Raw genomic sequence first — 19928 nt, 5'->3', positions numbered from 1 at the left:
GAGAGGGACGAATGGACGACACGGTCAAGGACGGCAGCACGGGCCAGAGAGACGCTGGCCACGGAGTTGCCGGCAGCGGCGACTCGGGCAGCACCGGCCACGACGGCACCGCTGCCGGCGAGGTCGACCTCAGCGACGCGGCGGCCCGGGCGAAGCTGCACGCCGAACTCGCCGAGCAGATCGAGACCCACCGCGGCGCCTACTACCGTGACGACCAGCCCCTGGTCTCCGACGCCGAATACGACGAACTCTCCCGTCGCCTCGAAGCACTCGAGGAGCAGTTCCCCGAACTCGTCACGGACTCCTCGCCGACCCAGACCGTCGGCGGCAGCGTCGACACCTCGACGTTCGCGCCCGTCGAGCACATCGGCCGGATGTACAGCCTCGACAACGTCTTCGACTTCGAGGAGCTGCGCGCCTGGCACGACCGCGTCCGCGACGCCGTGAGTGCGAAGTCGAAGTTCCTCTGCGAACTCAAGATCGACGGGCTCGCCGTCAACCTCCTCTACCGGAACGGCGAACTCGTCCGCGCCGCCACCCGCGGCGACGGCCGCATCGGCGAGGACATCACGGCCAACGTCCGCACGATCGCCGACATCCCGCAGCGCCTCGACACCGAGTTCCCACCCGCCGAGGTGGAGATCCGCGGGGAGGTCTTCTTCCCCGTCGAGAAGTTCGCCGAACTCAACGCCCAGCTCGTCGCCGAGGGCAAACCCCCGTTCGCCAACCCCCGCAACTCCGCCGCCGGGTCCCTGCGGCAGAAGGACCCTGCGGTCACCGCATCCAGGCCCCTGCACATGCTCGTCCACGGCATCGCCGCCTGGACGCCCGCCGACGACTCCCATCCCGAACCCGCCCACCAGTCGGAGGTCTACGAGCAGTTCCGGCAGTGGGGGCTGCCGATCAGCGAGTACTACAAGGTGCTCGGCACGCTCGACGAGATCGAGGAGTTCATCTCCTACTACGGCGACCACCGGCACGACGTCACCCATGAGATCGACGGCATCGTCGTCAAGATCGACGACTTCGCCGTCCAGGAGGCCCTCGGCTACACCTCCCGGGCTCCCCGGTGGGCGACGGCGTACAAGTACCCGCCGGAGGAGGTGACGACGAAGCTGCTCGACATCCAGGTCCAGGTCGGGCGCACCGGCCGGGTCACCCCGTTCGCGGTCATGGAGCCCGTCACCGTCGCCGGCTCCACCGTCGAACGCGCCACCCTCCACAACGGCTACGAGGTCAAGCGCAAGGGCGTGCTCATCGGCGACACCGTCACCCTGCGCAAGGCCGGCGATGTCATCCCCGAGGTGCTCGGCCCCGTCGTCGCCGCCCGCGACGGTTCGGAACGCGCATTCGTCATGCCCACCCACTGCCCCTCGTGCGGGACCCTGCTCGGGGAGCAGAAGGAGGGAGACAAGGACGTCCGCTGCCCCAACGCGCGCTCGTGCCCGGCGCAGCTGGCCAACCGCGTGTACTACCTCGCCTCCCGCGCGGCCTTCGATATCGAAGCCCTCGGTGAGGAGGCCGCCGTCGCGCTCACCGCCCCCGCCGAACCCGAGACCCCGCCGCTGACCTCCGAGGCGTTCCTCTTCGACCTGCGCCCCGAGGGCCTCGCCGAGGTGAAGATCTGGCGGAACAAGCGGGTCAAGGGCGTCGAGACCGGGGAGCGGGAACTCGTTCCCTACTTCTACACGCGCGGGACCGCGAAGAAGCCGAGCGCACCGAGTGCGAACACGGTCAAGCTCTTCGCCGAACTCGACAAGGCCAAGGACCAGGATCTGTGGCGGGTGCTCGTGGCGCTCTCGATCCGGCACGTCGGTCCGACGGCCGCGCGGACGCTGGCCGCTCACTTCCACTCCCTCGCAGCGATCCGGGCGGCGAGCCTCGAGGAGCTCTCCGCCGTCGACGGCATCGGGGAGACGATCGCGCAGTCCATCCGCGACTGGTTCTCAGTCGACTGGCACGAGGAGATCGTCGACCGGTGGCAGGAGGCGGGTGTGCGCATGGAGGACGAAGCCGGCGAATCCGCCCCGCAGACCTTGGCCGGTCTGACGATCGTCGCGACCGGGTCGCTGAGCACGTTCACCCGTGACGGCATCAAGGAGGCCATCCTCGCCGCCGGCGGCAAGGCCGCGAGCTCGGTGTCGAAGAAGACCGACTACGTCGTCGCCGGGGAGAACGCCGGTTCGAAGCTCGAGAAGGCCGAATCCCTCGGGGTGCCCGTGCTCGACGAGGAGGGATTCCGGAACCTGCTCGCCACCGGCAGCCTCGACTGATCGCAGGCGGCGTCGACCGGACCGATCAAGCAAGAACACAGACAGAGCCAAGACCTCGGACAGTTTCGTCTGGAAGAGTGGAGGACATGAAGGCCATTCCCCGCGTGATCGCCGGCACGGCGGTCGTCCTCGCTGCCGTCCTCACCGCCGCACCGCTGTCCGCCGGGCTCGCCGACCTCGTGCTCAACCCGGCCCAGCACGGCAAACGACTAGCCGCCGAACTCACCGCGGGTCCCGCCCCGAGCCGGTCGGCCGGGGACCTCGTGGAGGCGGAGCCGTGGTTCGGCGGTCCGGCGGAGGAATCGCCCGGGGGCCTCGACACCGCCGAGGTCGCCCCGATCACCCCGCGCACCCTCGACTCGACCGTGCCGGAGCGATCGACCCCGACCTCCTCGATCGCGGCAGGGTCGGGAGCGGAATCGGCCGAAGCCCGGGTTCTCGAACTCGCCGCCGACCTCCAATCCGGGGTCGATGCCGGTGAGATCACCCAAGCCGACGCCGACAGAGTGCTCGGCGACATGGCCTCCTACATCCGCGGAGAGAGGACCTGGCCGGAACGGGTGAGCGTGTGAGCACGGTTCCGCACAGTTCGCACTGGGGAGCCTTCACCGCCGTCGTGACCGACGACGTCCTCACCGACATCCGTCCACCCGCCGACGACGCCCACCCGAGTCCGATGCTGCGCGACTTCGCCGAATCCGTCGACTCACCGCTGCGAGTGCGCCGCCCCGCCGTCCGCTCCTCCTGGCTCGAGGCAGTGCGCGCCCGCCGCGAAACCCCCGTACGAACCGGCGAGGACCGCCTCGGCGGGCAGCACCTCGGCGAGCACGACTGCCCCAGCCACCTCGGCGAGGAGCGGCGAGCGCACCTGCGCGGATCCGATCCCTTCGTCGAGATCGACTGGGAGCAGGCCCTCGACCTCGTCGCGGGCGAACTCGAACGGGTGCGGGCCGTCCACGGCAACGCCGCGATCTTCGGCGGGTCCTACGGGTGGGCGAGCGCCGGCCGCTTCCACCATGCCAGGACCCAACTGCACCGCTTCCTCAACGCGATCGGCGGCCACACCTCCCAGGTCGGCAACTACAGCTTCGGGGCGGCCGCGGCGATCCTGCCCCATGTGCTCGGACCCGCCCAGTTCGCCAACGGCCGGCTGAGCAGCTGGGACGTCGTCGCCGAGCACACGCAGCTGTGGGTGATGTTCGGCGGCCTGGCTCTGAAGAACACTCAGCTCGAATCCGGGGGCCTCTCCGCGCACCCGATCCCCGAACGGCTGCGCGAGACCCGGGCCCACGGCTGCCGGTTCGTCTCGGTCTCACCGATCAGGGACGACGCCCCCGATGTCGTCGACCCCGAGTGGATGCCGATCCGACCGAACACGGACACCGCGCTCATGCTCGGCCTCGCCCACACCCTCCTCGTCGAGGACCTCCATGACGCGGACTTCCTCACCACGCACTGCGTGGGGTGGGAGCGGTTCCGTGCCTACCTCCTCGGCGAGGCCGGCGACGACACCATCGTCAGGGACGCCGACTGGGCGGCGGCGATCACGCAGATCCCGGCCGCGACCATCCGGACCCTCGCCCGGGACATGGCCGCCCACCGGACGATGATCTCCGTCGCCTGGTCGCTGCAGCGCGCCGACCACGGGGAGCAGCCGTTCTGGGCAGCGCTCGCGCTGGCTGCGATGCTCGGGCAGATCGGTCTGCCCGGCGGCGGCTTCGGGTTTGGTTACGGGGCGACGGGGACGATGGGCAGCTGGCAGCACCCGTTCCCCTCGCCGAGGCTGCCCGTCGGTGACAACCCCGTGACCGCACCCATCCCCGCCGCCCGGATCGCCGACATGCTCCTGGGCCCCGGTGAGGAGTACGAGTTCGACGGGGCGATCCGCCGCTACCCGGAAACCCGGCTCGTCTACTGGGCCGGCGGCAACCCGTTCCACCACCATCAGGACCTCAACCGGCTGCGCCGCGGGTGGACCCGACCGGAGACCGTCATCGTCCACGAACCGTTCTGGACGGCCACCGCCCGGCACGCCGACATCGTGCTCCCGGCGACGACGAGCCTCGAGCGCAACGACCTCGGTGCCGCCTCGGGCGACAGGCGGATCGTTGCGATGCACCGGGCACTGACCCCCCGCCACGAGGCGCGTTCGGACTGGGAGATCTTCCGGGCACTGGCCGCCCGCCTCGGCGAAGCCGAGCGTTTCACGGCCGGCCGGGACGAGATGGAATGGATCGAGCACCTCTACACCTCGACCCGCACCGCGGCCTCCGCCCACGGCATCGAACTGCCTGAATTCGCGACGTTCTGGGAGGCCGGAGGCGTCGACATCCCGCAGGGCTCGACCGTGATCCTCGAGGACTTCCGCACCGACCCGGAGGCGCACCCGCTCACGACCCCGAGCGGACGCATCGAACTCTTCTCCGAGACCATCGCCGGCTTCGTTTACGACGACTGCCCAGGTCACCCGGCCTGGATCGAACCCGGCGAATGGCTCGGCGCCGCCGACGCCCCGCCGGGATCCCTCCACCTCGTGTCCAACCAGCCGGGACACCGACTCCACAGCCAACTCGACATGTCCGGCGGCAGCCGGGCCGCGAAGGTCTCAGGACGCGAACCGTGCCGCCTCAACCCCGCCGATGCCGCCCGACGCGGGATCGCCGACGGCGACACCGTCCGGGTCTTCAACGACCGCGGCGCGTGCCTGGCCGGAGCCCGCCTGAGCGACGACGTCCGGCCCGGCGTCATCCAGCTCTCCGCCGGAGCCTGGTATCAGGCCGCCGACCCCACGGTCGACGGGTCCCTCGAGATCCACGGCAACCCGAACGTCCTCACAAAAGACCGCGGGACCTCCCGACTCGGACAGGGACCTGCGGCGCTCTCGACGCTCGTGCGTGTCGAAGCCCACCGGGACGCGGCACCCGCGGTGACCGTGACGAGCAGGCCTCCGACCTTCGTCGGCTGAATCGACGCCGGCACCGAGCCTGCCCACTCTCGCCGGCCCCACCCCAGCCGGCACCTCAGCCCGGGTTCGCACGGACCCGGGGGAGCACCTCGGCGAGGAGGAGATCACGTGCGGACTGCACGGGCGCAGGCAGGGGAGAGACTAGACTTGTCGCAGTGTTGAACGACGATGAAAGGCAGGGAATGACGGAGTCCTCCGCAATCACCCCCGCACAGGTGGCGCACTTGGCGTCGCTGTCGCGGATCGCCATGAGCGAAGACGAACTGGCCGCACTCGCCGGCGACCTCACCACGATCGTGGGGAACGTGGCGCGGGTCAACGAGGTGGCCGGGGACGACGTTCCGGCCACGAGCCACCCGATCGCCCTGTCCAATGTGCTCCGCCCCGATGAGGTGGGTCCGACGCTGACCAGCGAGCAGGCGCTCGCGGCCGCCCCCGCCTCGGCGGATGAGAAGTTCCTCGTCCCGCAGATCCTCGGGGAGGAGTGACATGAGCGAACTCATCACCGCCGATGCCCTCGAACTCGCCGCAGGACTGGCCTCCGGCGAGTTCTCCTCCGTCGAGGTCACGCAGGCCCACCTCGACCGGATCCGGGAGACGGAGGACGACTTCGGTTCGTTCATCACCGTCACCGACGACTTCGCCCTGACGACGGCCAAGGACGTCGACGACCGTCGCGCCCGCGGTGAGGAGCTCCACGCGCTCGCCGGTGTGCCGATCGCGCTCAAGGACCTCGTCGTCACCGAAGGCGTGCGCACGACCGCGGCCTCGAAGATCCTCGAGAACTGGGTGCCGCCGTACGAATCGACCGTCCACCTCAAGGTCAAGGCCGCCGGACTGCCCGTGCTCGGCAAGACCAACCTCGACGAGTTCGCGATGGGCTCGACGACCGAGCACTCGGCGTTCGGCACCACCCGCAACCCGTGGAACCTCGACCACGTCCCCGGCGGCTCCTCCGGTGGTGCCGCCGCGGCGCTTGCCGGGTTCCAGGCGCCCCTGTCCGTGGGCACCGACACCGGCGGCTCCGTCCGCCAGCCCGCCGCCTTCACCGGCACCGTCGGCGTCAAGCCCACCTACGGGTCGATCTCGCGCTACGGCATCATCGCGATGGCCTCGAGCCTCGACCAGGTCGGCCCCATGGGCCGCAGCGTCGCCGACGCGGCAGCCCTCCACGGCCTCCTCGCCGGACACGACCCGCTCGACTCGACCTCACTGCCCGACCCGGTCGCCGACTTCGTGAGCATCGCGCAGAACGGCAGCCTCAAGGGCAAGAAGCTCGGCGTCATCAAGCAGCTCATCGGCGACGGCTACGAGGCAGGGGTGACCGCTGCGTTCACCGCCGCCCTCGACGTCGCCGCGGCCGCCGGCGCCGAGATCGTCGAGGTCGACTGCCCGGCGATCTCCTACGCCCTCGACGCGTACTACCTCATCATGCCCTCCGAGGTGTCCTCGAACCTCGCCCGCTACGACGGCATGCGCTACGGCCTGCGCGTCGAACCCGAGACCGGCCCGGTGACCGCGGAGACCGTGATGTCAGCGACCCGTGCCGCCGGCTTCGGCGCCGAGGTCAAGCGCCGCATCATCCTCGGCACGTATGCGCTCTCGGCCGGCTACTACGACGCCTACTACGGTTCGGCGCAGAAGATCCGCACCCTCGTCCAGCGGGACTTCGCGAAGGCCTTCGCCTCCGCCGACGTCCTCGTCTCCCCGACGGCCCCGACGACGGCCCTGAAGTTCGGCGCGGAGTCCGCGTCCGACCCGATGGCCCTCTACCTCGGCGACGTCGCGACCCTGCCGGCCAACCTCGCCGGCATCCCCGGACTCTCCCTGCCGGCCGGGCTCTCCGACGGCCTGCCTGTGGGCTTCCAGATCCTCGCCCCGGCGCGTGAGGACGCCCGCATGTACGCGGTGGCCGGTCCGCTCGAAGCGGCGCTCGAAGCTGCCGGATCCCGCGTGCTCAACACCCTTGCGGAAGGACTGACGAAGTGAAATACGACGAGGCGATCAAGAAGTACGATCCCGTCATCGGCATCGAGGTCCACGTCGAGCTCGGCACCGCGACGAAGATGTTCGACGCGGCCCCGAACACCTTCGGCGGGGGCCCGAACTCGAACATCACCCCCACCTCGCTCGGCCTGCCCGGCTCGCTGCCGGTGGTCAACGCCAAGGGCGTCGAGTACGCGATCAGGATCGGGCTGGCGCTCGGCTGCGAGATCGCCGAATCCTGCCGGTTCGCGCGGAAGAACTACTTCTACCCCGACGTGCCCAAGGACTTCCAGACCAGCCAGTCCGATGAGCCGATCGCCTCCGAGGGCTCCGTCGAGATCGAGCTCGAGGACGGCACCGCGTTCACGATCCCCGTCGAGCGCGCCCACATGGAGGAGGACGCCGGGAAGAACACCCACATCGGCGGTGCCGCCGGGCGCATCCACGGAGCCGACCATTCGCTCGTCGACTACAACCGGGCCGGGGTTCCGCTCGTCGAGATCGTCACCCACCCGATCACGGGGACGGGGGAGCGGGCCGCCGAGGTGGCCGCCGCCTATGTGCGGACCCTGCGCGACATCTTCCGCGCCCTCGGCGTCTCCGAGGCGAAGATGGAGCAGGGCAACGTCCGTGCCGACGTCAACGTCTCCCTGCGCGAGAGCCCCGAGGCACCGCTGGGCACGCGCACCGAGACGAAGAACGTCAACTCGTTCCGGTCGATCGAACGCGCCGTGCGCTTCGAGATCGCCCGGCAGGCCACCGTGCTCGAGGCCGGGGAGACCGTGGTCCAGGAGACCCGGCACTTCCACGAGGACACGGGGGAGACCACCTCGGGGCGCGTGAAGTCCGACGCCGACGACTACCGGTACTTCCCGGAACCCGACCTCGTTCCCCTCGTGCCGTCTCGCGAGTGGGTCGATGAGATCAAGGCGTCCCTGCCGGAGCTGCCGGCGCAGAAGCGCCGCCGGCTGACCGCCGAATGGGGTTTCTCCGACCTCGAGATGCGCGACATCGTCAACGCCGGTCTCCTCGAGGCCATCGAGGACACCGTCGTCGCGGGCAGCCCCGCCCCGGCGGCCCGCAAGTGGTGGACCGGTGAGATCGCCCGCCTGGCCAACCAGCGGGAGATCCACCCGACCGAACTCGTCACCCCCGTCCAGGTCGCCGCGCTCACCGCGCTGCTCGCCGACGGCAAGCTCAACGACCGTCTGGCGAAGGACGTCCTCGCAGGCGTCGCCGACGGTGAGGGCGAACCCGCCGAGGTGATGAGCGCCCGCGGACTCGAGATCGTCGAGGACACCGGTGCGCTCGAGGCCGCCGTCGACGAGGCGATCGCCGGAAACCCCGACGTCGTCGAGAAGATCAAGGGCGGGAAGATGCAGGCCATCGGCGCCCTCATGGGACCGATCATGAAGGCCACCCGCGGTCAGGCCGACGCCGGCAAGGCCAAGGAGCTCATCCTCGCCAAGATCAACGGCTGAGCCTCCGGCGGACTCAGCGTTGGTCCAGCCACGCCCTCTAGACTCTCCCGAAAGGGAGTCGGGATCCGCCTCGGATCCGGCTCCCATGGATGAGTCGGAGGGTGTGGCTTCTCGCATTCTCCGTGGTGGCGGCGTCGCATCAGCGGTCGTCGTCATCGTGCAGAGCGTGGAGGTGGACGCGATGGCCCATGCGTGGAAGGCGCTGTGGAAGAGCGAATGCGGCAGGACCGTGCCGATCTACCGCGTGCTCGTTCCCGAGAGCGTCAACGATGAGATCCTCGAGGCGTGGAAGGCCCGCGGCTACCGGTACACGGCCGGGTCTCCGAGCGCGATCATGCTCACCGGCGCGATGCGGCGGAACTTCTTCCGCTCGAGTGCGATGTTCAAGGGCGGCACCGCCGCCGGCAGCGCGGTCACCGTGGGCTTCGCCGCCCCCGGCGGACTGGCCCTGATCACGGGATTCTTCGATGCCGCGCTGACGTTCGGCATCCTCGGCGGGGCGACAGCCGTGGGCACGGGCGTCTACGCCGCGGTCACGGCCCCGAAGTACCTCCGGGACCCCAAACGACTCAACCGCCGCAATCGGCAGCGCGCCGCCGGCGCCGAATGGCTGACACCCGCGAACCTCGGCTACCTGCCGGGACGCAAGGAGGGCCGGGACACCGACGAACAGCGGCTCTTCCACCTTGCGGTGACCACCGCGCGGAAGATCGTGCGCACCCGTGCGTGGACGCATCCGATCCTCACCGACCATGTCTCGCGTGTCGACCTCGACCATGCGGTCGCGTCGATCGGGGTGCGCCTGGCCGAACTGGTGCGGCTGCGCGAGGAGATCGAGAGCATCAAGGACGCAGGCACGGCGGCGACGGTCGAGGCGTACCTGACGAAGCTCGCGGTCGCGTTCACCTCGATGGCGAACCGGGTCGTGTCGATGCACGAGTACTATCTGCGGCTGCTCGAACTCGATCAGCAACTCGTCCTGCTCCACAACTCGGAGCGCTCCCGCGAACTCGGCGACCGGGTCCTCGACGTGCTCTCCCGCACCGCCGCCGACGATTCCGCCGACTGGCAGTTCCGGGAGCTGCGCATCGATGCCGACTCCCAGTCCGAGGTCATCTCCGGCCTGCTCGCCGAACTCGAGCAGACGGCCGACACCTTCGACGACTTCGACACCCGCCTCGCCGCGGCGCAGAAGTCGCTCGAGACCGAGGCGGGACCGGGGCCGCAGCAGCCGGCGCAGTGACCGGGGGCGCGTCCTGAACTCAGTGGCCTGAGATCAGTGGCCGAACGGGTCCGGGTCGACCCCGGGCATCCACGAAAGTCCGGGCTCGTCGAAGCCCGCGGCGGCCTGCTCCTTCTTCCACTTCTTCGACCAGCGCTTGTCGAGACGGTCGACGTAGAGCGTGCCGAGCAGATGGTCGTACTCGTGCTGCATGATGCGGGCGAACCATCCCTCGGCGCTCAGCGAGACCGGCTCTGCGAATTCGTCGACGCCGTTGATCGTCACCCGCTCGGCCCGCTTGAGCGGGAAGTCGAGGCCGGGGACCGAGAGGCAGCCCTCGGTCTCCTCGGCGGGGTCGGGGCGGGTGTCGGGGATCCGTGAGGACACGAGCACCGGGTTGATGAAGGTTCCGCGGCGGCGCACGCCTGCGTCGTCGTCGGCGTGGTAGACGAAGATCCGCTTGCCCACGCCGATCTGCGGTGCCGCAAGCCCGACGCCGTTGCTCGCATCGAGGGTCTCGTGCATATCGGCGACGAGTGTGCGCAGTTCGTCGTCGAAGTCGGTGACGGTCTCGGCGGGACGGTGGAGCACGGGTTCGCCGTAGATGACGATGGGATGAACGGTCATGGACTCCATCGTATCCAGAGAGACGGCGGCAGTCCCTGCCGCCTGCACGTGAGCGTGGCCACCGACACGATGCAGGGCTGCGCGCTGTGCCCCATCCGCGGCTCGCCTCCCCGCCCCGAGACGCTGCCCCGCGCCTCGAGACGCTGGCCTCCCGCGCATCTCAGATTCCGGCGCCGGGAGCCCGCCCCGGCGCCGCGCGGTCGGAACGCGGGCACGGTCGGTGACCCGCCTCGGCGAGGGGTGATTGCTCAGCGGTTCCGGCGTGATCGCGGGGAGGTGCACGCGCCGCCCGAGCCGATGTCGCCCAGGTGACCTGGCGATGACGTGAATGTGTCGCCATGTGTCGAACTATTTCGCCCCCAGCGAACACAGATTGTTGAGCAACCTGTGAGGAGGCGAACGTTCGGGTCGCGTGGTTAAGATGGGCCGTACGACGTCTCGTTCCACGAGATGACAGGGCCACGTGCCGCGGACCGGCGCGCTGGTGCACAGCACCGCAGGCAAGCACACCTGGAAGGACTTGACTTGACCATCTACAGCAACGTCTCCGAACTGGTCGGCCGCACGCCGCTGATCCGCCTCAACAAGGCGAGCGAGCGCACGGGCGCCGAGATCATCGCGAAGCTCGAGTCGTACAACCCCGCGAACTCCGTCAAGGACCGCATCGGTGTGGCCATGATCGACGCCGCCGAGGCGTCCGGTCAGCTCCAGCCCGGCGGCACCATCGTCGAGGCGACCTCCGGCAACACCGGCATCGCCCTGGCCATGGTCGGAGCCTCGCGCGGCTACAAGGTCGTGCTCACGATGCCCGAATCGATGTCGAAGGAGCGCCGGGCGCTGCTGCGTGCCTTCGGCGCCGAACTCGTCCTCACCGACAAGGCCCTGGGTATGAAAGGTGCTGTCGAGAAGGCCGAGGAGATCGCCGCCGACGGCGCCGTCCTCGTCCGCCAGTTCGAGAACCAGGCCAATGCCGCGATCCACAAGGCGACGACCGGACCTGAGATCCTCGCCGACACCGACGGCGACATCGACATCTTCGTCGCCGGCATCGGCACCGGCGGTACGATCTCCGGAGCCGGTGCGGCCCTGCGCGAGGCGAAGCCCGACGTCACGATCGTCGCCGTCGAGCCCTCCGCTTCACCGCTGCTGACCGAAGGCAAGGCCGGACCGCACACGATCCAGGGCATCGGGGCGAACTTCGTGCCCGCGATCCTCGACACGAAGATCTACGACGAGGTCGTCGACGTCGACAACGACGCCGCCTTCGATCGAGCCCGCAACGTCGCCCTCGAGGAGGGCCTGCTCGTCGGCATCTCCTCGGGTGCCGCCCTCGTCGCCGCCGAGGAGGTCGCCTCGCGTCCGGAGAACGCCGGCAAGCGCGTCGTCGTCATCCTCCCGGACTTCGGCGAGCGCTACCTCTCGACGCCGCTGTTCTCCGAGTACCTCGACGACTGAGTGAACGAGGACCCGGGTGCTCGCGTGACCGAGTGCTCGGGCGTACCGGGTGCGTGAACGCGCGGACCGCACCGAGGGGGCGTCGGACTCCGACGCCCCCTCGGTCGTTCGGATCGGTGCTCACCCACGGAAGTGGGGCTCGACCGTCGGGCGGACGGGATCGCTCGCCGAGGCGGTCGCTGGGTAGGGTCGAGAAGAGAGGCGAAGGAGAGAGCTGAGATGAAGGCACTGTGGACGGTGGCGGCGGCAGCGGCAGGAGCGGCGGCCTACGGGTTGAGTCGGAAGGGCGTCCGGGAGGCTCTGCGCGAGGACCTCGATACGGTGCAGCGCCGTGACCCGGCGGCATCGAACGACTTCGTCTCGATCCTCTCCTATCCCGGACTCCATGCGATCTGGGCGCATCGGGGGCTCCACCGGATGTGGCAGCACGATGAGCTCAAGGTTCCCGCGCGCCTCCTCTCCCAGGTCGTGCGCACTCTCACGGGTGTCGAGATCCACCCGGGCGCGACGATCGGCAGACGCTTCTTCATCGATCACGCGAACGGCGTCGTCATCGGGGAGACCTCGGAGATCGGCGACGACGTCATGCTCTACCACCAGGTCACCCTCGGCGGGACGTCGATGGAGAAGACGAAGCGGCATCCGACGCTCGGCAACCACGTCCTCGTCGGTTCGGGGGCGAAGATCCTCGGTCCCGTCGTCGTCGGCGACAACTCCTCGGTGGGAGCCAACGCCGTCGTCGTCAAGGACGTCCCTTCCGACTCAAGCGCGGTCGGCATCCCCGCCACCGTCCGTCCCAAGCGCACCGGTGCCGCGCCGACCTCCGTGCCCACACCGGCGAAGGCCGACACCGAGGCGGGACGCACAGACGCCGACCAGCGCACCTCCGACGAGGCGGACTTCGAGCTCTTCGACCCCGCCATCTGGATCTGAACAGGCGCGTTCTCGCGCGACGACGCGCCCTCGTGCGCGCACGTCGCTTGGTGGAGAATCCGCCTCGCTGAACGGGCCGATTTCAATTCGGATCCTCCACTCATCGCCTGCGCGTTCGCCGACTCATGTGCTGAGAGCCTGTGGACGAGGAGGGGCGCCGGCACCGGTCGTCACGAGCTGATACCGAACCAGCCGCCGGTGAGCGGACTGCCAAGGCATCGCACCCACTCGTGCTCTCCGTGCTGTGGACCGGGCGAGGCTGTCCACAGGCCCCTGATCGGCAGTGGTCACAGGCGGCGATCCGGTGGACGCTTCGCTCATGTGGAACTCACGCAACGGACCGGTGGCCTTGCGCCCCGTGCCGACACCGTTCACCGCGAAGGATCTCCCTCGCAGGGGCGTCACGCATTACGCCCTGTCATCCGAGCCCCGGTACGAGCAGGTCTTCCGGGGCGTGTGGATCGACACCTCGGATGCCGACGCAGTTCCAGTGCCGGCGTGGGCGGACAGCCGATGGAACCGCGCATGGATCGAGCTCCGCAGCATCCGCCTGCTGCATCCTGGGCTCGCCGGGGGCCACGCGACCGCGGCGCGGCTCTACGGGCTGCCGCTGCCGAATCGGATGAACTCAGAGGACCTGCACGTGAGCACCGGCGATATGGCGATGCGTATCGAGCGCCCCGGTGTTCGCCTCCATCGGCGACGTCGCTTCGCATCCGAACACATCGCACTCCTCGACGTCTCGCTGGTGACCGTTCCGCTGCTGCTTGTCGAGCTGGCGCCGGACCTCACGCGCGACGAACTCGTCCAGCTCGGCGACGCGGCGATCGGGCGGCAGGCAGGTGCTCCCTACATTTCGCTCGACGAGCTGAAGCGCAGTGTCCTTGACCATCCGAGACTCCGATCGCGTGACAAGCTCGAGGCAGCGCTCTCGCTCATGCGTCCGACCGTCGATTCACCGCGGGAAACGTGGCTGCGCCTCTGGCTGATCGCCAACGGCTTCCCCGAACCCGCCTTGCACCCGGCCGTGCCGAGTGAGGTCGGGAGGTGCGTCCTCCACCCGGACCTGGGCTACCCGGATCTGCGGATCGCCATCGAGTACGAGGGCGACCACCACCGCACCTCTCCCGATGCCTTCGCCGCCGACATCCGCCGTCGCGAACTCCTCGAAGCCGAAGGGTGGGTCGTTCTGCGGGTGGCCAAGCGAACCGACATGGGCGCGTTCTCACGGTCGCTGTCCACCCACATGGCTCGCCGAGGCGGCATGCGGTGACCGCGTCCCGAACCGGTCGTGCGCGGGCGCACGAGCCTCGGCTCATGCTGCAGTGTTTAGCCGTGCCCGGTCACGAGTTGAGTGGAGGATCCACCGCGAATTCCGGCCGTGGCTCGACGCGGATCCTCCACCTAAGCATCTGGCGGCGCGGGAACGGGGGCCGGAGGCTCGGGATCGGCGTCCCGAATCGTTCGGGCTGCGCACGACTTGAGTGGAGGATCCACCGCGAAATCCGGCCGCTGATCGACGTGGATCCTCCACATAAGCATCTGGAGGCGCGGCCGGGAGCGGTGCTCGGGGCCGCCTCGGCGAAGGAATTCCGACTGCGGGAATACATCCGGAACCTTGACTGTTAAGATTTCAACAAGTTACTTCAAAACTGAAGTTTTAACCACTGTAGGCTGGCCCCACACGAGGCTGACCACAGAGACGAGGAGCAGTCATGGAATTCGGAATCTTCACCATCGGGGATGTCACCACCGACCCGACGAACGGCGAGACCGTCTCGGAGCATCAGCGCATCAAGAACACCGTCGAGCTCGCGAAGAAGGCCGAAGAGGTCGGCCTCGACGTCTTCGCCACCGGTCAGCACCACAACCCGCCGTTCGCGGCACCGGCCAACCCGCCCGTGCTGCTGGCCAACATCGCCGCCCAGACCGAGAAGATCAACCTCTCGACGGCGACCACGCTCATCACGACGACCGACCCAGTGCGCATCGCCGAGGACTACTCGTACGCCCAGCACCTCGCCGACGGCCGCCTCGACCTCATCATGGGCCGTGGCAACACCGGGCCCGTCTACCCGTGGTTCGGCAAGGACATCCGCGCCGGCATCCCGCTCGCGGTGGAGAACTACAACCTCCTCTACCGCCTGTGGCGGGAGAAGAACCTCGACTGGGAGGGCAAGTTCCGCACCCCGCTCAACGGCTTCACGGTCACCCCGTGGCCGCTCGACGACGTCCCGCCGTTCGTGTGGCACGGGTCGATCCGCAGCCCGGAGATCGCGGAGCAGGCCGCCTACTACGGCGACGGCTTCTTCCACAACAACATCTTCTGGCCGACCTCGCACACCGCGCGCATGGTCCAGCTCTACCGCCAGCGGTACGAGTACTACGGCCACGGCACCGCGGAGCAGGCGATCGTCGGACTCGGCGGTCAGGTGTTCATGCGCAAGAACTCGCAGGACGCGATCAAGGAGTTCCGCCCCTACTTCGACAACGCCCCGGTCTACGGCCACGGCCCCAGCCTCGAGGACTTCGCGTCCCAGACCCCGCTGACCGTGGGCTCGCCGCAGGAGGTCATCGAACGGACCCTGAGCTTCCGCGACTGGGCCGGTGACTACCAGCGCCAGATGTTCCTCATCGACCACGCCGGCCTGCCGCAGAAGACGGTGCTCGAACAGCTCGACATCCTCGGCGAGGAGGTCGTGCCCGTCCTGCGCAAGGAGTTCGCGAAGAACCGTCCGGCCGACGTCCCCGACGCCCCGACCCACGAGTCGCTGGTCATCCGGCACCGTGAGGGCAAGGACCCCATCCCCGGAGGCGGCCCCGGTTCGCGTGCCTACGCCGACCGTGAAGCCCGTGCCGCCGAGGCGAAGAAGGCCGAAGAGGCCCAAGCAGCTGAGACAGGAGCGCAGAGCGAATGAAGATCCTCGCAGTCACGACCTCGCTGAGCGAGGACTCGACGACGCAGAAGCTCGCGGACAGGATCATCGAGGCGGCCGCCTCGGCGGGGGAGGCCGCAGGCATCGAGACGACCACGGACAGCATCAACGTCCGCGCCCTGAGCACGGCACTCACGGACATGGCCCTGACCGGGTTCCGGTCCGAGGAGCTCGAGGAGGCGTACCGGAAGGTCGCCGAGGCGGACGCGATCATCACCGTCACCCCGGTCTACAAGGTCGCACCTGTCGGACTGCACACCCTGTTCTGGCAGCTCATCGACGAACAGGTGCTCGCCGGGACCCCGGTGCTCATCGCCTCGACCGGCGGCACCGCCCGCCATTCGCTGGCCGGGGACACCGGGATGCGGCCGATGCTCACGTACCTCAAGGGCATCGTCGTGCCGACCACGGTGTTCGCCGCGACCGACGACTGGGGCAGCGCCGAAGGGGCGCGCGCACTCACCTCCCGAGTGCGGCAGTCCGCGGAGGAGCTCATCGACCTCACGGCGGCCGTCCGCGGGTACACCGGCACCGAGGCGGCCTCCACGGACACCTCCGAGGGCAATGAGGGACCCGACAGTCTGGCCCCGCACCGGATCACGATCGGCCGCGGTGGGAAGCGCGGCGGCAGCGACGAGTTCGATCCCGACCGGATCACCCCGTTCGCGCAGCTGCTCGAGGGCTGAGCGTGTCCGAGACGGCGGCCGCCCCCATCATCCGGTTCGGGCGCGGCCGAGAAGAACGTGCCCAGCAGGCGTGGCGGACGTACTTCGAGACCTCGCAGCGTCTGCGGCAGGTGCTCGACGACCGACTCAAGGAGCAGGCGGGGCTGAGCGTGAGCGACTACAACGCCCTCCTGCTCCTGTGGGAGGCGCCCGAGAGGACGCTGACGATGGGGGCACTGGCCAAACGGCTCGTGTTCTCGCCCTCGCGGCTGAACTACCGCATCAAGGTGCTCGAGGACGCCGGCCTGGTGGAGAAGCTCGCGTGCGCCGAGGACCGGCGGTCCCACAACATCCGCCTCACCGAGGCGGGGGGACGTCGGTTCCTCGACGCCGCCCGACTCCACAGCAGGGCCATCGCCGAGGTGTTCCTCTCCCACGTCGACGACGCGGAGCTCGAGGTCATCGAGACCGTGTTCTCCCGGATCGCGAAAGACCTCCCGTGAGCCTCTGAGACTCGTGTCACAATGGCCCTATGACGGACACCTCGACGATCACGACCATCGCCTTCCCCGACTCCGAGCTGCGCAATCGCGTCATCGCCAGGATCCCCGCGCACCAGCGGGCCAACGTCGACCTGGTCGTCTACTCCGACAAGGAGAAGTCGGCGAAGCTCAGCCGCGATGACGTGGACGTCGTGGTCCTGCCGTACATGGATTCGGCGGGGACGATCGAACTCCTGCCGCAGCTGCCGAACCTCCGGCTCGTCATCACCCAGACGACGGGCTACGACCCGGTCGCGCACCTGCCCGAACAGGGCATCCAGGTCGCCACGGCCTCCGGTGTGCACACGGGCGGGACGGCGGAGCTCGCGCTCGCGCTCACCCTGGCGAGCCTGCGCGGGATCGACGACGCAGTGCGCAGCCAGGTCTCCCGGACCTGGGACCACCGGCGTCACCGTTCGCTGCAGGACCGACGGGTCATGATCATCGGGGTCGGGGAGATCGGGAAGGCCATCGCCGATCGGTTCGCGCCCTTCGAGGTCGAGCTCACCCGGGTGGGCACGACGGCCAGGGAGGACGAGCGCGGCGTCGTCCACGGCGTCGACGAACTCCCCGACCTCCTGCCCCACACCGACGTCGTCGTCCTCATCACCCCGCTCACCGAGTCGACGCAGCACCTCGTCGATGCGGAGTTCCTCCGGCAGCTGCCCGACAACGCGCTCATCGTCAACGTCGCCCGCGGCAAGGTCGTCGACACCGAGGCGCTCGTCGCCGAACTGTCGACCGGCCGACTCCATGCCGCCCTCGACGTCATGGATCCGGAGCCGCTGCCGGAGAACCACCCGCTGTGGGGGACCCCGAACACGCTCATCACCCCGCACGTCGGCGGCGACACCTCGGCGTTCGAGCCTCGGGTCGTCAAGATCCTCGCCGAGCAGGTGCGGCGGATCAACGACGGAGAGCGCCTGCTCAACGTCGTCGTCGAGGACTGAGCGCCGGGGCCTGAAACCGCCCGGCAAGGACCGAAGCCCCACGTCAGCGCCGGTGAGAACCGGCGAGTTCCCGCCCGTGCTCGGGCGGTACAGAGCGGTCCGAAACCCTGGTTCCACGATGCGAGAATGACGCCGACGGATAGCGGACAGGGGCGTAGAGTGCCCCCATGAGCATCGATACCGACACTTCTCGACCGGACATCAAACCCCGTTCCCGCGATGTCACCGACGGACTCGAGAGCACCGCTTCGCGCGGCATGCTCCGGGCCGTCGGCATGGGCGACGACGACTGGGCGAAGCCGCAGATCGCCGTGGCCTCCTCGTGGAACGAGATCACCCCATGCAACCTCTCGCTCCAGCGCCTCGCCGGAGCCGCGAAGGAGGGCGTGCACGCCGCAGGCGGCTACCCGCTCGAATTCGGCACGATCTCCGTCTCCGACGGCATCTCCATGGGACACGAGGGCATGCACTACTCGCTCGTCTCCCGTGAGGTCATCACCGACTCGGTCGAGACCGTGATGAGCGCAGAACGCCTCGACGGCTCCGTGCTCATGGCCGGCTGCGACAAGTCGATCCCCGGCATGCTCATGGCAGCCGCCCGCCTCGGACTCTCGAGTGTGTTCCTCTACAACGGCTCGATCATGCCCGGCACCGCGAAGCTCTCCGACGGCACGGAGAAGGAAGTCACCCTCATCGACGCCTTCGAAGCCGTCGGCGCGTGCCGTGCGGGCACGATGACCAGGGAGGACGTCGACGCCATCGAACGCGCCGTCTGCCCAGGTGAGGGGGCCTGCGGCGGAATGTACACCGCGAACACGATGGCCTCGGCCGCCGAGGCGATGGGCATGTCCCTGCCCGGTTCCGCGGCCCCGCCGGCCATCCACCGCAACCGCACGATCTACGCCCGCCAGTCCGGCGAGGCCGCCGTCAACCTCCTGCGCAAGGGGATCACGACGAAGGACATCATCACGAAGGAGTCGCTGCACAATGCGATCGCCGTGGTCATGGCCTTCGGCGGGTCGACGAACGCAGTCCTCCACCTTCTCGCGATCGCCGCGGAGGCCGGGGTCGACCTCGAACTCGACGACTTCAACCGGATCGGAGACAAGGTCCCGCACCTCGGCAACGTCAAGCCCTTCGGCGAGTACGTCATGAACGACGTGTTCAAGATCGGCGGCGTCCCCGTCGTCATGAAGGCCCTCCTCGACGCGGGTCTGCTCAACGGCGACTGCATGACGGTGACGGGCAAGACCGTGGCGGAGAACCTCGCCGCGATCAACCCGCCTGACCCCGACGGCAAGATCCTCCGGGCCCTGAACAACCCGATCCACGCGACCGGCGGCCTCACCGTGCTGCGCGGAACGCTCGCCCCCGAGGGCGCCGTCGTCAAGTCCGCGGGCTTCGACGCCGACGTCTTCGAGGGCACCGCCCGCGTCTTCGATCAGGAGCAGCCGGCGATGGACGCCGTGCTGAACGGCGAGCTGAAGAAGGGCGACGTCGTCGTCATCCGCTACGAAGGCCCCAAGGGCGGTCCCGGCATGCGCGAGATGCTCGCGATCACGGGAGCGATCAAGGGCGCCGGCATCGGCAAGGACGTCCTCCTCATCACCGACGGCCGCTTCTCCGGCGGGTCGACGGGCCTGTGCATCGGCCACGTCGCGCCTGAGGCCGTCGACGGCGGTCCGATCGCCCTCGTCGAGGACGGGGACAGGATCACCGTCGACATCGCCGCCCGCTCGATCGACCTCCACGTCGACGAGGAGGTCCTGGCCGAACGCCGAAAGTCGTGGACGATCCCGGAGAACCACCGCCTCACCGGCGTCCTCGGCAAGTACGCGAAGCTCGTCCAGTCGGCCTCGACCGGCGCCGTGTGCCGCTGACCGTCCGTCAGGA

At 69.1% G+C, this 19928-nt stretch carries 16 protein-coding genes; 15 read left to right on the top strand and 1 reads right to left on the bottom strand.

Going from position 1 to position 19928, the window contains the following annotated elements; translation table 11 throughout:
• Positions 1 to 11 precede the first annotated feature (11 nt).
• The 7 genes from ligA (at position 12) to AAHA49_RS06685 (ending at position 9948) form a co-directional block, all read left to right on the top strand.
• Positions 12 to 2273: an NAD-dependent DNA ligase LigA gene (ligA, locus tag AAHA49_RS06715; RefSeq protein ID WP_342037704.1), complete on the top strand. Its 2262-nt coding sequence runs from the start codon at positions 12 to 14 to the stop codon at positions 2271 to 2273.
• 86 nt (positions 2274 to 2359) lie between these two features.
• Entirely contained in the window at positions 2360 to 2845 is a 486-nt protein-coding gene (locus AAHA49_RS06710; protein WP_342037703.1) for a hypothetical protein, read from the top strand.
• Positions 2842 to 5238: a molybdopterin-dependent oxidoreductase gene (locus tag AAHA49_RS06705; RefSeq protein WP_342037702.1), complete on the top strand. Its 2397-nt coding sequence runs from the start codon at positions 2842 to 2844 to the stop codon at positions 5236 to 5238. The genes AAHA49_RS06710 and AAHA49_RS06705 overlap by 4 nt, the downstream gene beginning before the upstream one ends.
• A gap of 182 nt (positions 5239 to 5420) precedes the next feature.
• Positions 5421 to 5726 (top strand): Asp-tRNA(Asn)/Glu-tRNA(Gln) amidotransferase subunit GatC, encoded by a 306-nt coding sequence (gatC, locus tag AAHA49_RS06700; protein ID WP_339392690.1) that lies wholly within the window; start codon positions 5421 to 5423, stop codon positions 5724 to 5726.
• Position 5727: 1 nt separating this feature from the next.
• Complete coding sequence (gatA, locus tag AAHA49_RS06695; RefSeq protein WP_342037701.1) at positions 5728 to 7227, top strand: Asp-tRNA(Asn)/Glu-tRNA(Gln) amidotransferase subunit GatA; 1500 nt, start codon at positions 5728 to 5730, stop codon at positions 7225 to 7227.
• On the top strand, positions 7224 to 8705 hold the full coding sequence (gene gatB, locus AAHA49_RS06690) for an Asp-tRNA(Asn)/Glu-tRNA(Gln) amidotransferase subunit GatB (RefSeq protein ID WP_342037700.1): 1482 nt from the start codon (positions 7224 to 7226) through the stop codon (positions 8703 to 8705). The genes gatA and gatB overlap by 4 nt, the downstream gene beginning before the upstream one ends.
• Positions 8706 to 8808: 103 nt before the next feature.
• Positions 8809 to 9948, top strand: a complete 1140-nt coding sequence (locus tag AAHA49_RS06685; RefSeq protein ID WP_342037699.1) for a hypothetical protein — start codon at positions 8809 to 8811, stop codon at positions 9946 to 9948.
• Positions 9949 to 9981: 33 nt separating this feature from the next.
• On the opposite strand, the gene def is transcribed toward AAHA49_RS06685, so the two are convergent.
• On the bottom strand, positions 9982 to 10554 hold the full coding sequence (def, locus tag AAHA49_RS06680; protein WP_342037698.1) for a peptide deformylase: 573 nt from the start codon (positions 10552 to 10554) through the stop codon (positions 9982 to 9984).
• A 525-nt stretch (positions 10555 to 11079) separates the two neighbouring features.
• On the opposite strand from def, the gene cysK reads away from it, so the two are divergent.
• The 8 genes from cysK to ilvD all read left to right on the top strand — a co-directional run bounded on the left by cysK (position 11080) and on the right by ilvD (position 19915).
• On the top strand, positions 11080 to 12009 hold the full coding sequence (cysK, locus tag AAHA49_RS06675) for a cysteine synthase A (protein WP_342037697.1): 930 nt from the start codon (positions 11080 to 11082) through the stop codon (positions 12007 to 12009).
• Positions 12010 to 12228: 219 nt separating this feature from the next.
• Positions 12229 to 12942 carry a serine O-acetyltransferase EpsC gene (epsC, locus tag AAHA49_RS06670; protein ID WP_342037696.1) on the top strand — a complete coding sequence of 238 codons (714 nt, stop codon included), beginning with the start codon at positions 12229 to 12231 and terminating at the stop codon, positions 12940 to 12942.
• Positions 12943 to 13261: 319 nt separating this feature from the next.
• Positions 13262 to 14215, top strand: coding sequence for a hypothetical protein (locus tag AAHA49_RS06665; RefSeq protein ID WP_342037695.1), 954 nt, complete (start codon positions 13262 to 13264; stop codon positions 14213 to 14215).
• Positions 14216 to 14657: 442 nt separating this feature from the next.
• Entirely contained in the window at positions 14658 to 15860 is a 1203-nt protein-coding gene (locus AAHA49_RS06660; RefSeq protein WP_342037694.1) for an LLM class flavin-dependent oxidoreductase, read from the top strand.
• Positions 15857 to 16564, top strand: coding sequence for a CE1759 family FMN reductase (locus tag AAHA49_RS06655; protein ID WP_342037693.1), 708 nt, complete (start codon positions 15857 to 15859; stop codon positions 16562 to 16564). The genes AAHA49_RS06660 and AAHA49_RS06655 overlap by 4 nt, the downstream gene beginning before the upstream one ends.
• 2 nt (positions 16565 to 16566) lie before the next feature.
• Positions 16567 to 17046: a MarR family winged helix-turn-helix transcriptional regulator gene (locus AAHA49_RS06650; RefSeq protein ID WP_342037692.1), complete on the top strand. Its 480-nt coding sequence runs from the start codon at positions 16567 to 16569 to the stop codon at positions 17044 to 17046.
• A 29-nt stretch (positions 17047 to 17075) separates the two neighbouring features.
• Entirely contained in the window at positions 17076 to 18035 is a 960-nt protein-coding gene (locus tag AAHA49_RS06645; protein ID WP_342037691.1) for a 2-hydroxyacid dehydrogenase, read from the top strand.
• Positions 18036 to 18202: 167 nt separating this feature from the next.
• Positions 18203 to 19915 (top strand): dihydroxy-acid dehydratase, encoded by a 1713-nt coding sequence (ilvD, locus tag AAHA49_RS06640; protein ID WP_342037690.1) that lies wholly within the window; start codon positions 18203 to 18205, stop codon positions 19913 to 19915.
• Positions 19916 to 19928: the final 13 nt, after the last annotated feature.

The organism is Brevibacterium ammoniilyticum (genome assembly GCF_038429965.1).
Classification (GTDB): domain Bacteria; phylum Actinomycetota; class Actinomycetes; order Actinomycetales; family Brevibacteriaceae; genus Brevibacterium; species Brevibacterium ammoniilyticum.
Note: the sequence above shows the minus strand (reverse complement) of the source record. Positions and strands in the feature narration are given on the sequence as shown.